Source organism: Bacillus sp. AFS073361, from assembly GCF_002567005.1.
Lineage (GTDB): Bacteria > Bacillota > Bacilli > Bacillales > Cytobacillaceae > Neobacillus.
In genome coordinates this window covers 49,273-62,874 of sequence record NZ_NUZU01000010.1, presented here as the reverse complement: position 1 = coordinate 62,874, position 13,602 = coordinate 49,273, and the positions used below count along the sequence as shown (strand labels likewise).

The following is a 13,602-nucleotide window of genomic DNA, read 5'->3' as shown; positions in this document are numbered from 1 at the left end:
TGTTCTGCAAGATTGATTACAATAAAAGTTTTCCAGCCTCTTAAACAATGAAGGGACGATTGACTTCTCGTTCCCACAATAAGAGCAATTTACGGTAAGTTTTTCTTTTCGAGAATCACCTTGGCATTTATGACTACAGAATTTCGAGTTAGACCTCGTATTTTGAAAAACCTCCCCGCAGTATAAGCAAGTCTTAGTTACCTTAGGTCTTTGATTTTCCCTACACTTTCGGCACTTTCCTTCTCTTCCGTCCTTGTTTGTTTTTGCAACTCCGAAATTTTCCAGCGGTAACTCCTTTAAACAACCCTTGCAAACTTTTGTATTCGCCAATTTAAACGTCAATCCTCCGTTTCATTTCGTCATCAAGTGCGCCAATTCCCCTCAGAAACGACGTCGTCATAGAATTATAGGTTGCGAGATTATAAATCCGCGCACCTGCCTCAATACGTATGTCGCATTACTCAGCAAAGTCGCGCAGTCTACGTCTATATTTTGTATGACGCATGACTTCACAAAATCGGACACTTCTGACGAATTATCTCGGAGTTTAACGCTAGCTCTTTTCTTCCTCTTCAAGGACGAGTTCCATAGACGCATACATAAACGCCCTATGCCGTACTTCTTTTTGGTAAACTTCGTCAGGTGGTATATGGTGCCGTTGGAAAATACTGTGTAGTATTAGTGCTTCTCCCCCGGCTTTAATTAGTTTTTTGCGTTATCAATCTGCGCATTAATATCGTCAAATCCGCTAATCTCCATGATTGCTTGCGTAAGTTTTGCGATTTCTCCAGCCAGCAACGCCTTTTGAACGCAATCACCTGCGTCGGACGCTTCGTATTTCTCAAGCATTTTTGCATCGCCGAAATTGAGGTCTACGCAAGCTGTTGCAATGACTAGTGCGCCAAACTTCTGTTCATCTAGCGTCTTTCCGTGTGTGGCCTGCTCGGTTAAGCGAGCGATAGTTTTTCCGTCAATGGCTTTCACCGTCAAGTCGATTCCAAGTCTTTTAATAGGTACGCCTTGTTTTACGTTAATGTCAGCGCTAAGAAACGCTGATAGTGCATCTTTTTTCGCCATTTATAATAACCCTCCCAGGTAACTTTCAAATTAAAAGACGGACACTAGGCCCGCCATGATTACGCTTCTTTGATCTCGTCTAGTAAGTCGTAGCCTGTAAATACGAAAGGTAATTCAGTTTCTACTACGCTACCAGCTTCGAATTTAATTAAATCTATTCTGCTAAATTGAACGCCCTTTAACCGAATGCGCTCTGCTCCGTAACTTTCTGGATCGTCTAACTTCATAATTAATTCTGTAACGAAAGATTTACCGCGATCTGTGCCAATTTGACCGATTAGTTTCGTCATTCTGGACGATAATTTTAAGCCTTTCATGTTACCGCTGAAAGTCACAGTCGTTGCTTTTTGTCCGACAATCCGAGTTCCGCTACGGTTGATTTCTTCGAAATTAATCTCACCCGCTGCTTCTGCGGAGTTAAAATTAGTCAACCACTTACCTTCGTGCCAAACCTCTCCGTAACTTCCGGAAATAGTACGAGTTGCGTCCATTGCCATATAACTTCACCGCCCCTTTTTAGATGTTGATTGTTAAGAAAATACGTTCCATTGAATCGATTTCCGTAAATGCAATTGCAAGGAAAACGGAGTCACCAACGGATTGGAATTGCGGGTCAATACCGACAGAAATATCCGTTAGCACATTCGCTTGTTCAAGCGTTTCAAGATATACTTTCACCGCACTAATTAGCGCAGCTTGACCGTCTGCATTGTTGTCGAGTCTGCCGATATAATTATCGTTAGCCGTCTTAGCTACATCGGTAAGAACCGCCTGGCGAGCTCGAGTGGTACGAATCTTTTTAACGGAAGCCGTTAAGCCTTGCTCGACTTTAACTTTTTCGCCATCATTCGTAAGAACTAGCGAGCCGTTAGATAGTGATGTTTTAATCTGAGTATTAGTCAGACGCTTAGTAACGTCATCAGCCGGTACCACGAGATAAGTAATCGATTGGTTAATCGGAGTGCCTGCGATAAGTCCAGCGATATACGATGCGTATTGAGCAGAGTTATAAGAAACTCCTCCGATAACTACGCCTTCAATTAAATTGACGGAGTAATCATCAGCTAATCGAATCGAGCGAGCATCGCCGACTGCTGGGTCATTATCGTCTGCCGCTAATACGCAACCGAATACGGCCGTGAAATGTTTACCTTCGTCTTTGTTAGCCTTCACCCAAACTAGCGTGTTGTCTTGTTCAACAGACGCCACAATGCCGTCATAAACGAATACGTTAAACGGGCGAGTGTCGAATGCTAACCGCATGTCTACATAGTCTTGCGTTGCTGGCGATGTAGGCATCGTATATACAAGCACCTCTTTTGCGCCGCCCTGTAGTGCGAATTTAATCGATTGAATATTAGCTGTACCGAAAAGTACGCCTGCATCAGTCTCGTTTGTAACTGTGTAAAAAGTTTTTGCTGAAGCTGTTCCGCCATTGAACGCTTTTAGTGGAATAGCCACTGTACCACGTTCGCCTCCGCTAATTTGTGCGCTGGCACTAGAAACAAAGTTAGCGTATAAACCTGGACGTACTGGTAAAGAATTTTTATCCCAAGACCCACCTGCCATTTAATTCACTCCTTAATGTCTGCGATAACAGACGTGATTTTTTCATAAGTTTCAAAATCGCGAGCTTCGCGCGTCTCCGTTTGCATTATCGCAATCAAGGAATCGACTCCGCTTGCTGACTTAAACGCTGCTCCATAAGAAAAACCCTTCACGCGTATATAGCGCAAAGAATCTCGAATAGGTACGACGAATCGATCGTTTTGAAATAATCGGTTTAGTTCGTCAGCCTTCGTTAAGACATCGACGGAACTTGTGCCAAAATATATAAGCTGGAACTCACGGTCGTTCAAAAACGATGCCCGTGTTTCCGTTTTACTGTCGGTATACTGTATCCGCACAACGAACGTGTTCGCTTTTGGCGATGACGGCACATCCTGCCGCACAATCGTTGCGCTCGGATACTTCGTTTTTAAAACGTCATAAATCGAATTTAACTCTGTTACAACGGACAATTACCGTCACCATCCTTCGCGTTGAAGTTCATTGCGTATCTCCTCTTCTACCCAGCGCATCCACTTGTCTTTGTTATCTTCGCCGGATTTGTCGAGGTATTTCTTTTCGCCACCGACGTTTTTACCGCCGGCATTCATTTCGTGAATATAATAGGCGTAGTTAAAATTGCGTTCTTTTGCGACGGACGATATCTCGCCAACCAATCTCATGCCATTTCCATGAACACCCTCCGATTTAATTCCTCGTCTTAGTGTCCCTTTATCCAATGGCGCGATGTCTTTCGATCGGACTACCCAATCGTCAAGTGAGTCGTGCAAACCGCGTTTAGCTCCTTTTGATGCCGCTTGCGGAGAACGTTGTATAAGTGCCTCCAACCCCGAAGTGTTTATTTCGAAATCCCGCGCCATTACACGCTCACCACCGTTAGAATCGGCTTACCGTTTAATCGCTTAATGTCAATTGTTAAAGGCGAATATTTACGGGTTATGCCTAATTCGTTCGTGTATTCAAACTCGTCAGTGATTTGTACATCCGCGAGTTTATCGAAATAGATTTGCGCAGTTGAGACATCTTCGCTTGAGGTAACTCCCTGGACACCACTTGTTCCCGACATAGAACGAACTAATTTAGCGCCTTCTGTAATAGCGCATTTTAATTGCGTTCTTTCTTCGGCTTCTGTTCCGTCCCAATCACTTCCGGACTTGCGTATGCGCGTAACGGTTTGCTTCATCGGCATAATTGCCATTTACAACACCGTCCATTTCACGCGCTTGCCACCGCTACCGCCTAACGACACACCGTTTTCTTTCGAAATTAAGTCGATGGCTGTAGTAGGAATCAGTGACTCGAGCGAATCTTTGCCGCCGTCAAACGTAAATTGAATGCCCGCCACTGCGAACGTCTTAACTCCGTTTTGCTTCTGAATATTTGTATCGTTAAAAGCTCGCGCCAATACTGCCGCATACTCATACACCGCGTTGTCAGGAATCGTATAGCTCGGATAGACCCGGTTCAACGTTGATAGCCCCACGTTTAATAGCCGCTGCTTTTTGGAGTCGTCGCTGTCCGTCCAATCCTCAATTACAATTACGTTTTCCTCAATATAAGAGTCCGCTTCGAATACGTTTACCGCCAATTAAATCGCCTCCTATTTGCCGGAGGATTTCTTCGCTGGCGCTTTCGGCTTCGGCGCTTCCTCCGCTTTCTTTGGTTCATCCACTTTCGCTTTTCCTTCGTCCACACAAATTAAATAACGAGGGCATAATCCGGAAAGAACCGCGATTTCACCCTCGTTAATAGTTTCATATTCGCCGACATGATCGAAATGAATTATGCCGGCGCTGGAGTGGACGGAATAGAAAGGCTCCGCTTTATACTTCGCCATCTAAATCCCTCCGATTATTAAGATACAGTTTTGCTTACGTTCTCAAGGACTGCAATTTTTTCTTTCGCGTTCATAACTTTAACGCCGTATTCTCCACGAATCTGGCGAGCAACAAAGTCAGCGCCTGCAACTGTTGCGTCTACATCGTATAAAGAGCGTCCGTTTAGAGCGTGCATAGATAAGATTGAACGGTCGAACAGTACAACTTTATCTTTCGGCATATTCTTATCAACTACGATAGTAGCCATGTCGCCGCCTACGATGTCAGAAACGAATGTTGCAACGTATCCTCCGCGAGTAGTATCTTGGCGTTGGATTTGAATTTTGTCGCCAAGCAATTTAGAGAATTGACGAGCACCAGCAGTGTTAGTAAGAATTGTATTTACGTTACCGCCACGTTGGTATACTTGCTCAAGCGCGTCATTTACTACTTTCGCTGTAACTTCTCCGCCAGCTAAGTTCTGCTTTACTGAGCTTTTAAGATTTGCGAAGTTTAATAGACCGCCAGTCATTCTTGGCTGTGAACCGCCTGCATCAATACGACGACCGTAAATTAACGCATCGTTGAATTCACGAGCAAGTTCTTTCAAACGAAGTTGAACTTGGTAATTAAGTTCGTCAGAAACGTTGTAAGTGCGGACTGCTTGTTGAGTATTAGATACTGAAGCGTAACGCTCGAAAATTTGAGTTACGTTGTAATCAACATAGCGATCGTGTGACTCATCTTGACCTACGCCTGCGCCTTCTAATTGCGGACGTGCTACGATACGAATTTCAGATGAAGCAGCAGTGTGTGTTGCGGCTGTTGTTCCGTCAAATCCACGTACTACAGTAATTGCATCTCCAGCTACCGCAGTTACCTTCATGTACTCATCGTCTAATACTAAAAGTGCGTTAACCCGGAATTTAGAACCGTCGCCTGATGCAACGTTAAAAGTTGTTGCTACTGCGTCTAGGTTAGCCGCAAGGTTAGCACGGTTAGAGTTTAGGTTGTCAGACATCCATTCGAATTTCGTTTGGAACAACGGCTCTCCGCTTAGTCCAATCAAGCCTAAAAGTGTTGGCTCATCGTTGATGATCATTGAGATTCCTTCTTGTAATTGACGTACTTGGTTTTGGAAACTATAAGTGTTTACTGGCATTGTTTGTATTCCTCCATTTAATATATTTTTAGGTTAAATTAAATAAAGTCACCTTTTTTAGGCGACTTATTTCTTACTAGCTATTAAATTACTTAACTCAATTACTTTAGCGAAGTTCTTCGCTTTCTTAGCATCCGCTAACTGCGCCTCTAGTGTCTTAATTTCCTCATTAACAGAATTATTAGACGGCTCCCCAATTGGTTTTTGTTGCTTCTTGGTTTGCGCAAGTAAAAACGGTTTATTTGTAATCAGTTCGGATATGATTTCGTCGACACCGTGTACCCCCTCTTCATCTACCTTAACCGCGGATAGTAGTTTCGAAGAAAGTTGGTACGCATCGTCTACGTAGCCAATTCCGGCTGCTTGCGCCTTAGTAATAAAAGCATTTCGGATTTTCTCGTTCTTATTACTCTCACGTAATAATTCGAGTTCCTTCGCTAACGACTGCTTTTCTTCATCGTATTTCTTTGCAATTTCCTCAAGACGTTCTTTTTCGCTTAACTCAGCAAGGCGTTTTTCTTCCAGCGCTTTTTCATATTCGGATGCCTTCGTTTTGATGTCGTCGTAGTCCGCATATTTACTTTTAACACGACCTTTTTCCTTACTGATTAGTGCATTTAGTTCATCTTGTGTCATCGTTACCGTTTTTACTTCTGGTTTATTTTCCGGTTCCTCAACCGTAGGATTTTCGGTAACTACTTCAGGATTTTGATTTAATTCTTCACTCATGTTATTAACCTCCGTTTGAGAGCCGTCGCTCATTAATTTAATACATCCGTTTCTTTTTACGTCTTAACGTTCGGACAATTGCGTTTTAATTCGTCATTTGCGTTATAATTTTATAGTTGTGTGCATACTGTAAAATAAGGTAAAATTAACCTATAATATAAAACGGAGGTCATTTTAAAATGGGCTTTTTCAAAGACGCATTTAAACGTAAAATCAACCTCGATATTCTTTCAGGTGGAAATGATATAAATTTATCCGGAAAAGAAATGCCTACAGCTATCCGCAATGCCTTTATGATCGATAGTGGAGAACGTGGTAAAGTCGTAATTCAAATACCGTTTTTAACAAAGAATACCTGGATGCTAGACGGAATCGAATGGGAAGAATCCGCTACTCGCAGCGCAGGTAAAGCTGCCGGTGGAGCAATAATCGGAACAATGGTCGCTGGACCACTAGGTACGATTGCCGGCGCCGCAATTGGCGGACGGAAACGCGACCGCTCTAAAGCATTCGTTTATTTAATTAATCCGGAAACAAACGAAGAAGTGGCGCTCCATATTCGTTGTGACGAAAAGAGTTACCGCGAAATTTCTTCGTTAATGTAGTAGTTAGTTGTATCTCTCGGGATCTCTAACTGGCGAAATTGAATGCTTGCAATTCGGATGAAATATCTCGCGGTTAGGTAAGTTGCCGTAGTATGGATAGTCGCCCGGTGCTTCGTCGACTAACTTAACCGTTCTACCTTCCCAATTCCGGCACAAGTCCTTTGCGCCATGACTCGAAATGACCCCGTAATACGCTTCTCGTTGTACCGCCTCGTTAATTGTTGCCTCGGTGGTTATTCGCATCATCTTTGTTCGCGTTACCATATCCACGTAAACCTCCGGACGCCACCTACGCCCACTTGCGTCAATGATTCCGGTATTTACCGCGTCGCCTAGCTTTGCCCGTAAGCCACTAAGCGTGTCGGCGTTCATGGTCCGCCTGCCGTTAATCCCCTGCGCTAGGTTCTGTCGCATAGACTCCGAAGCTACCTGGCGCACCGTCGCCCGAACTTTCCTATCAATATTTTGCGTAACAGCGAGCAGGTCGGCTTGAGTGTCGGCAATGGCCGCTTTCACCAGCTCAGCATTAACTCGGTTAAACTTGACGATCTGCTGCGCTTCGGAAACCGTACTTACTACGCCAAGCGCCACTATTGCATCAGCAACACCAGCTCGGGCCGCAATCGGAATGTTAGTCTCTACCCACTTCGCTGATTCGTCGTTTAGAGCAGAGAGAATTTCGCTGATTGATTTTAGCGTAGCCATTGAATTAGCACGCCGGAAGTCCGTTAAGTCGAAACGGTCAAGTTCCGCTTTAATGCGCTCAACGGCTAACTTATACTCGCGGACTAGTGCCTCGGTCTGAGCGTCGTAATTCGGCATTAGTTACCACCGCCTTGCGCCGCTCCATTTCCGTTAAAAATGCTAGAATCAACGACTCCATTCGCGTTCTTTTCGTCCTCTTCAATTCGACGCATGATTTCGTCTGCTTGCATATCATCCACGTTATCCTGGCGTTTGATCGCGCTCTTGACGTCTAATGTAGGTTTCTGCGTTCTAAGTTGCATAATTTCCGCTTGTTCCTTCTCGTTGACCGGAATTCCGTCTTTCCAAGCAATCGTAGGGTAAACAGGTTCAAAGTTGGCTTCTCCGTGCGCGACATCTAAAAGTTGACACGTCCACAATGCGTCTCTAATTGCTTTATCGTAATGAGTTCGAATCCGGTTTACTTTGGAAAGGATCGGTAGAAAACGCGCCTTAATCGAAGCACTATCTGTATGACTAGTTCCAGTTCCACCGCTGTTTTCGCCTAGAACGGTACCGAATAGCCACTGTGGTGTTTCTGAAATCTGAAAGACTAGCGATATTAAAACTTCTAATTCTTTAAACGCTGAGTTTAGTTGTCCGTCCCAAGTCATATATCCCGGAGTGGCGTCTTCCTTTGTCATCGGAATGTACGCTCCGCTTAACCGAACGTTGTCTCCACTTCCGTCTAACTCAGGTCCGTAAGCCGTCGGGTCGCTGTGCTTCATAAGTATGAAATCAAGTGATACTAAACGATCATTAATCGCCGCCAACAACGACTCAAGTTTTTCAAGCCCGCTAACGCCTTCCCAATCGTCGTCGACCGATTTATATGGGATGTGATGGACGAGTAAATGAGGAACGCCAGTTTCCACAGTGTCTTCTTCGCGTCCTGTCGCTACTCTTTCGCCGATTGTGAATATTTGCAACGGATACCCCCAACGCGTGTCAATTCCGCCCTCAAATTCGAACAAACGATAGCGTTCATAGATGATATATCCTGGAATGTGTCGCTCGACATTTAGGAACGGCTTTTCTGTCTTGCCGTCGATGACATATTCGACCGTGCAGATATTGACTGCCTTAAACGATTTCACATTACCGCGCGATGTCTCCGGAAAGACGAACTCGGCATTGACATGCTCAATTATCGGCTCCATTTCGATTCCGGCCGGAATAGTTCCGCCTCGTTGTATCACTTCAGAAAAATCTTGACGATAGCCGTACCGCGTCTTAATCCAAGCGTCGCCGCGATAGCCGTTACCAATCGCGCTTTCGTGTACCAATTTAACAAGATCGTTTTCTTCTACATACCGATTAACCGCCTTTTGTTCTTCGCTACTGTCGGGCAATCCCGATTCAAAGCTCGGTGGTTCGCCTACAAGTAGGTCACTTGGTTTGGTCACCAAAATATCTGAAATATTGACCGCAATATATAACTGCTCAAGCTGGCTCGCGTGTGGCGTATCTTTTAATAGCTTCGACGCTCGCTCGTATACTTCGGCCTGCTTGCCTTGAAATAATTTTTTCAACCGCTTATACTTCGAGATACGTTCTCGGTCAGCAACTGGCGGAAACTGTTCGCCAGGCTGAAACGCGTTGAACGTATATACCGACGTATACTCGTTAACTTTGTCGAGCTCGGCTTTGCCTTTCCAAAATAAGCCCAAGTCGCACACCTCCTTCCGTTTAATCCTCGTTTAATAAGTCGTCTAGTTCTGCGAGTTCCTTCGCTAAGTCGTCATTGCTACGTGAACCGCCGTTTTCTTCTGTTGTAATAACTTGTTTCTCCGTAAGTAGTCCGAATCTACGCATAAACAGGTCAATCGCCTTTACGCTCGGCTGTTCGCCTTCGATAAGCTTCAATAATTGCCCGTATACTCGCGAACGTTTGTCGCTGAGGAAATCGTCAGAGATTTCGTTCTTATATGCGATAAAATTGCGATTCTGAGTCCGCCAGCTCCAGATCGTTTTATATGATACGCCGACTTCTTCAGCGATTTGCTCATACGTTAGCTTTAACGGGTCTTTGTTCGACTTTAAGTCGTTCTCAACGAGCATATAGGCCGCTTTCTTTTGTTGCTCTGTTAACTTCGCTTCGAGCGCTTTTAGTTTGTTATTTGACATTTGCTCCACTCCTCTCTATAACCATTTCGGTTTTACTGCGACTCTTGATTTCGGTTTAAAGATGCTATTTACCGCCATTTGAGTTCCATCTAAAAGATCGTCAAAATCAGCGAACGGATATTGCGCCATTTGGTCAAGTAGCATCGTGTGTCTGTCGTTAAGAATCAGCGTTTTATTATGCAAAATAGGCTCCAGCGACTCAATCCGCTGTTCCTTACTGCTTCCGTGCCCCTTAACGTCATTAATCCGGCATTTATAAACGCCTTCAACCCGCGCCTTCTCCTGTAACTGCCGATAGAATTCGTGATAAGCGTTAATCGTCTCAACGCTGAAGATTCGCACGTTAAACTTCTTTATCTTTTCGATACAGACGTCGATAAGCGTGTGAGGCTGCTCTTTAGTCGCATATTCGTCAAGCACAAAAATTAAGCCGGTAGGCGCGTGCTTACCGACGATGATGATTGCGTTATAATCCGACCGTTTATTCTTCCCCATAGCGATATCCCATGCGCCGACAATGAATAAGTCGCTGAGAGGTATTCGCATATCTTCGTAAACAACAAACGCTCGATCATTTTCGTAGTAATAGTGATACTTCGCATAGTTTTCCGGAAAGAAGAACTGCTCGTCTTCGCTGAACGCCAGGTTCCGATACTCCGAATTGTATGCCCGCGTTCCCATGTTGACCTTTTCGTGCATCAGAGCGCGATAAGTCCATCGCCAAGGCCACGCCAGTTCGATGCCGGCTTCCAGCGCCTCACGATTTGCGTTATAGAACTCGTCGACCTCTTCCATCGAGTCGGCCCGCGCATACACTTCGCAATATTGGTCCCATAACTTCGGATTGCTCGGCTCGCTAATGACCGCGCCGTGAAACGAGGACTTGAAATCCTTCCGCTTCAGTACGTGGTTTAAAAGTCCGGTCGCGCTGACCATTGTTCCGACTAGCACGATGGCCGTCGCTTTACTTCCGATTGGAACGACTACACTATTAAACCAATGTACGAGTTTTTCCCGCGCTTCTTTTGTTCCTTCGTTGTTCATTGAGGAAGGGTCATCAATTATAACTAAATCTGGACGAACAGCACCGTGTCTTTTACCACGCAACTGTTTACCAGACGACGACGCCTCAACTAACGCATTAGATAGTGTGATAAATGCTTCCTCGTTATCTTTTTCGTTTTGCTGATTGCGCTCATTTAGCAATACTCCGAAATCCTCTCGAAGCTTTGCGTTAAACTTCAGTTGCTTATTTACCCATCCGATTAACTTTTTCGAGAGTGAGTCTGTCTCGGATATGAGAAGTACATATTTTCGGCGCCTGAATACTATCTGATGAAGAGGGAATCCGTTTGAGAATGTACCGGATTTATTGTGACCACGTGCCGCCGCTATTGCTAAACGCGCGTTTCGCTCCGCTTCGTTAACGTAATCGCAGTGTTCAAAGAAGTCCCGATGGATAGGCGCAATTAGCTCAATAGGATCATGCTGCGTTCCGTCTTCACTATTACGTATAACATTATCCTCGTTCGCCGGATTAGCCCCATCGCTTAGATATTCGTAAAAGAAATAAGCGACATCAACTTCCGCTCGATGAACTCTTTTAAGCTTCGTTAATTCTTGCTTATCGCTTCGGAATGACTCAATATGATAATCGTTTGCCTTATCCGCTTTAATTAGCGTAGCCAATTTACGAATACGTTCCGACAATAACTCAATACGTTGCTGACGTTCTTTGCGCTCCAACCACTCACCATTCACCATTGCCATTTTGCGCCCTCCTTTCGTGAAAACTATGTATAGAAAAAGCGTAGAGTTTTCGCTCTACGCCGTTTTTTCAAAGCATTTATAAACATATGCCCGATATTCTTCGATAGTCATACCGTTAGCTTCAGCGAGCCACCCTACGAGCCTATCAAAATTAGATTGCGATAATTTAAAGCGTTCTTTATTTGTAGCGAACCACTCAAAGATGTTCGAGTCATTCTTCGACTTGTTTAAGTCACTCCTCAACGGAATCATGTTGCCGAAAGTTGTTCCGACCTCGCCAGTCGCTAATGGTACGGCATGGTCCCAATCGATATTAGTGACATCCCCCGTTAAGACGCATCCTCCGAAATAATCAAACGTCGCTGACATCTGCTCTTTCGTAAAGTTGTCTGGTAAGTTCTTCTCACGGGCGCGCCGACGTTGTTTCTTTAGTGCTTCCTTTTCAGGATTGGCTTTCCTCCAAGTACGAATACGTTCCGCTTCTTGTTCTTTGTTAGCCTCTCGCAATTTCCGACCAAACTTGGCGACACATGTCTTGCACCTAGATTCTCTTCCGCCTAATCCTCTGCTATCCTTCGCGAAGTTACCTAGCGCACTCCATTTACCGCAAACTGTACACTCTTTTCCGGAAATTCCGTCGCGTGTTTCTAACGCTACTCTCGTCAGTTTCCTTACGTCGTAGTCCTTGGTTGACGCATACACTTTGTTATGACATCCGAGGCACTTCGCCCTTCTATTTCCAAGCCCTTCTTTATTTTCCGCAAAACAATCAAGCGTTTTAATCTCGTTACACTTCGTACAAGTTTTCGAGATTATTACGTCATTTTCGTCAACGAAGTAAATCGTACCTTTACCGTTTTTCTTTTGCGTTAACACACGTCATCACCCTCCGTTAGTGCTCCGAATGTTTTAATTGGCGGAAAACGTGGTCGGAGTGTCCTGCGTTCATTTTCGGTAGCTATTCGGAAACTATTCCGCCTATGTAATATGTCGCACGAGAATCGGAAATCGCGCACCTTATATAAATATTGACGCGCTAGTTTGCCGTTTCGGACAACGTATACACTAGATAATAGGAGTGATAATGAAAATCCGCGCACTAAAAAGACGACTTCTTGCGAAATCGCCTTCGTAATGTGTTCCGTTAGGCATTCAGAACAACGGGTCGGTTTTGAAAATTTGGTTAGAAATCGAAACCTCTTATCTCTGCTTTGTCGAACGGTAGGCTTGGGGTCGACAGCCTTCGACATTGTCAGAATTGTTTGTATTGTTCGCACAATTAACGCAATTTGGACAATCGAACGACTGTTCGTACGGACTAGCCCACCGCCACCTGCCCGCCAATGTATACCGGCGTATAAATATACGTAGATAATTACGTAAAATAACGATTTGACGTAATTATGTCCGTTACAAACGCCGTGATATCAACACCTTATCATTACGCAGATCATAACGCCATGCATCTTTTTATGCAGCGTTGATATGGCGGGCTTTTAAGTGGGCGGCTACGATTGATTGCCGTATTATTTCCCGTCGTTATTGCATAAAGGCGGATGAGCTGGCGAATATGTACCGATCGTGCTGCCGAGTAGCTACGCCAGGTATGCCCCGCCACTATTCGACACCGCTCCACCATTTGCGTAGCAAACCCCGTGAGTTTGACCGAGGCGTCTCCGCTGGTGGCTTCGTGCTAATGCGGAGCGCTATTCGGTAGCCTAGCGATAGTACAGCCTCACCCTACCGCAATAGTAGGCGCCCTTGCTTACGTTAACTTACCGCTGCCATTCCGTTTAATACCGTGTTCCTTCTATATAATAGTACAACGTTATTATGTGCGTAATGTATGGCGCTTATATGTGCGCAATGCTTATCGTTAAGCAGTCCGAATTCATCTACGTAAGGAACATTACGAAGGATTACCTTTCATAACGTATAGACAACTGATAGCGCAAATGTTGACGAAAATATGTACGCAATGATAAACGAGAAGTCTTACGAC

General features: G+C 44.6%; 16 protein-coding genes. 1 reads left to right on the top strand and 15 read right to left on the bottom strand.

Going from position 1 to position 13,602, the window contains the following annotated elements:
- Nucleotides 1-702: 702 nt before the first annotated feature.
- From COJ96_RS05990 to COJ96_RS05945, 10 genes are all read right to left on the bottom strand, one after another.
- Nucleotides 703-1,077, bottom strand: coding sequence for a phage tail assembly chaperone (locus tag COJ96_RS05990; RefSeq protein ID WP_098572055.1), 375 nt, complete (start codon nucleotides 1,075-1,077; stop codon nucleotides 703-705).
- A gap of 59 nt (nucleotides 1,078-1,136) precedes the next feature.
- A complete protein-coding gene (locus tag COJ96_RS05985) occupies nucleotides 1,137-1,574 on the bottom strand; it encodes a phage tail tube protein (RefSeq protein ID WP_098572054.1) in 438 nt (145 codons plus the stop codon).
- 19 nt (nucleotides 1,575-1,593) lie between these two features.
- Nucleotides 1,594-2,376 (bottom strand): phage tail sheath C-terminal domain-containing protein, encoded by a 783-nt coding sequence (locus COJ96_RS05980; protein ID WP_257148454.1) that lies wholly within the window; start codon nucleotides 2,374-2,376, stop codon nucleotides 1,594-1,596.
- Between the two features lie 275 nt (nucleotides 2,377-2,651).
- Nucleotides 2,652-3,017, bottom strand: a complete 366-nt coding sequence (locus COJ96_RS05975; RefSeq protein ID WP_180229999.1) for a hypothetical protein — start codon at nucleotides 3,015-3,017, stop codon at nucleotides 2,652-2,654.
- Between the two features lie 87 nt (nucleotides 3,018-3,104).
- Complete coding sequence (locus COJ96_RS05970; protein ID WP_098572051.1) at nucleotides 3,105-3,506, bottom strand: hypothetical protein; 402 nt, start codon at nucleotides 3,504-3,506, stop codon at nucleotides 3,105-3,107.
- Nucleotides 3,506-3,844: a hypothetical protein gene (locus COJ96_RS05965; protein ID WP_098572050.1), complete on the bottom strand. Its 339-nt coding sequence runs from the start codon at nucleotides 3,842-3,844 to the stop codon at nucleotides 3,506-3,508. Before COJ96_RS05965 ends, COJ96_RS05970 begins: the two co-directional genes overlap by 1 nt.
- Nucleotides 3,845-4,234: a hypothetical protein gene (locus COJ96_RS05960; RefSeq protein WP_098572049.1), complete on the bottom strand. Its 390-nt coding sequence runs from the start codon at nucleotides 4,232-4,234 to the stop codon at nucleotides 3,845-3,847.
- Nucleotides 4,235-4,246: 12 nt separating this feature from the next.
- Nucleotides 4,247-4,483: a hypothetical protein gene (locus tag COJ96_RS05955; RefSeq protein WP_098572048.1), complete on the bottom strand. Its 237-nt coding sequence runs from the start codon at nucleotides 4,481-4,483 to the stop codon at nucleotides 4,247-4,249.
- 17 nt (nucleotides 4,484-4,500) lie between these two features.
- Nucleotides 4,501-5,625 carry an SU10 major capsid protein gene (locus COJ96_RS05950; protein WP_098572047.1) on the bottom strand — a complete coding sequence of 375 codons (1,125 nt, stop codon included), beginning with the start codon at nucleotides 5,623-5,625 and terminating at the stop codon, nucleotides 4,501-4,503.
- A gap of 66 nt (nucleotides 5,626-5,691) precedes the next feature.
- On the bottom strand, nucleotides 5,692-6,354 hold the full coding sequence (locus COJ96_RS05945) for a phage scaffolding protein (protein WP_098572046.1): 663 nt from the start codon (nucleotides 6,352-6,354) through the stop codon (nucleotides 5,692-5,694).
- A gap of 179 nt (nucleotides 6,355-6,533) precedes the next feature.
- Between COJ96_RS05945 and COJ96_RS05940 the strand changes: the two genes are divergently transcribed.
- Nucleotides 6,534-6,959 (top strand): hypothetical protein, encoded by a 426-nt coding sequence (locus COJ96_RS05940; RefSeq protein WP_098572045.1) that lies wholly within the window; start codon nucleotides 6,534-6,536, stop codon nucleotides 6,957-6,959.
- 3 nt (nucleotides 6,960-6,962) lie between these two features.
- Here the strand turns inward: COJ96_RS05940 and COJ96_RS05935 are convergent, their stop codons facing one another.
- The 5 genes from COJ96_RS05935 to COJ96_RS05915 all read right to left on the bottom strand — a co-directional run bounded on the left by COJ96_RS05935 (nucleotide 6,963) and on the right by COJ96_RS05915 (nucleotide 12,476).
- Nucleotides 6,963-7,781, bottom strand: a complete 819-nt coding sequence (locus COJ96_RS05935; RefSeq protein WP_098572044.1) for a phage minor capsid protein — start codon at nucleotides 7,779-7,781, stop codon at nucleotides 6,963-6,965.
- Nucleotides 7,781-8,902, bottom strand: coding sequence for a phage portal protein (locus tag COJ96_RS05930; RefSeq protein ID WP_257148448.1), 1,122 nt, complete (start codon nucleotides 8,900-8,902; stop codon nucleotides 7,781-7,783). The genes COJ96_RS05935 and COJ96_RS05930 overlap by 1 nt, the downstream gene beginning before the upstream one ends.
- 490 nt (nucleotides 8,903-9,392) lie before the next feature.
- Nucleotides 9,393-9,830 carry a phBC6A51 family helix-turn-helix protein gene (locus tag COJ96_RS05925; protein ID WP_098572043.1) on the bottom strand — a complete coding sequence of 146 codons (438 nt, stop codon included), beginning with the start codon at nucleotides 9,828-9,830 and terminating at the stop codon, nucleotides 9,393-9,395.
- Between the two features lie 15 nt (nucleotides 9,831-9,845).
- Nucleotides 9,846-11,600, bottom strand: a complete 1,755-nt coding sequence (gene terL, locus COJ96_RS05920; RefSeq protein ID WP_098572042.1) for a phage terminase large subunit — start codon at nucleotides 11,598-11,600, stop codon at nucleotides 9,846-9,848.
- 54 nt (nucleotides 11,601-11,654) lie between these two features.
- Nucleotides 11,655-12,476, bottom strand: coding sequence for a hypothetical protein (locus tag COJ96_RS05915; protein ID WP_098572041.1), 822 nt, complete (start codon nucleotides 12,474-12,476; stop codon nucleotides 11,655-11,657).
- Nucleotides 12,477-13,602 lie beyond the last annotated feature (1,126 nt).

Bases quoted from the DNA above. Each gene is read 5' to 3' on its own strand.
- COJ96_RS05980 (WP_257148454.1), bottom strand. From the start codon at position 2,376: ATGCCTACATCGCCAGCAACGCAAGACTATGTAGACATGCGGTTAGCA.
- COJ96_RS05955 (WP_098572048.1), bottom strand. From the start codon at position 4,483: ATGGCGAAGTATAAAGCGGAGCCTTTCTATTCCGTCCACTCCAGCGCC.
- COJ96_RS05945 (WP_098572046.1), bottom strand. From the start codon at position 6,354: ATGAGTGAAGAATTAAATCAAAATCCTGAAGTAGTTACCGAAAATCCT.
- COJ96_RS05935 (WP_098572044.1), bottom strand. From the start codon at position 7,781: ATGCCGAATTACGACGCTCAGACCGAGGCACTAGTCCGCGAGTATAAG.
- COJ96_RS05990 (WP_098572055.1), bottom strand. From the start codon at position 1,077: ATGGCGAAAAAAGATGCACTATCAGCGTTTCTTAGCGCTGACATTAAC.
- COJ96_RS05970 (WP_098572051.1), bottom strand. From the start codon at position 3,506: ATGGCGCGGGATTTCGAAATAAACACTTCGGGGTTGGAGGCACTTATA.
- COJ96_RS05950 (WP_098572047.1), bottom strand. From the start codon at position 5,625: ATGCCAGTAAACACTTATAGTTTCCAAAACCAAGTACGTCAATTACAA.
- COJ96_RS05965 (WP_098572050.1), bottom strand. From the start codon at position 3,844: ATGGCAATTATGCCGATGAAGCAAACCGTTACGCGCATACGCAAGTCC.
- COJ96_RS05940 (WP_098572045.1), top strand. From the start codon at position 6,534: ATGGGCTTTTTCAAAGACGCATTTAAACGTAAAATCAACCTCGATATT.
- terL (WP_098572042.1), bottom strand. From the start codon at position 11,600: ATGGCAATGGTGAATGGTGAGTGGTTGGAGCGCAAAGAACGTCAGCAA.
- COJ96_RS05925 (WP_098572043.1), bottom strand. From the start codon at position 9,830: ATGTCAAATAACAAACTAAAAGCGCTCGAAGCGAAGTTAACAGAGCAA.
- COJ96_RS05985 (WP_098572054.1), bottom strand. From the start codon at position 1,574: ATGGCAATGGACGCAACTCGTACTATTTCCGGAAGTTACGGAGAGGTT.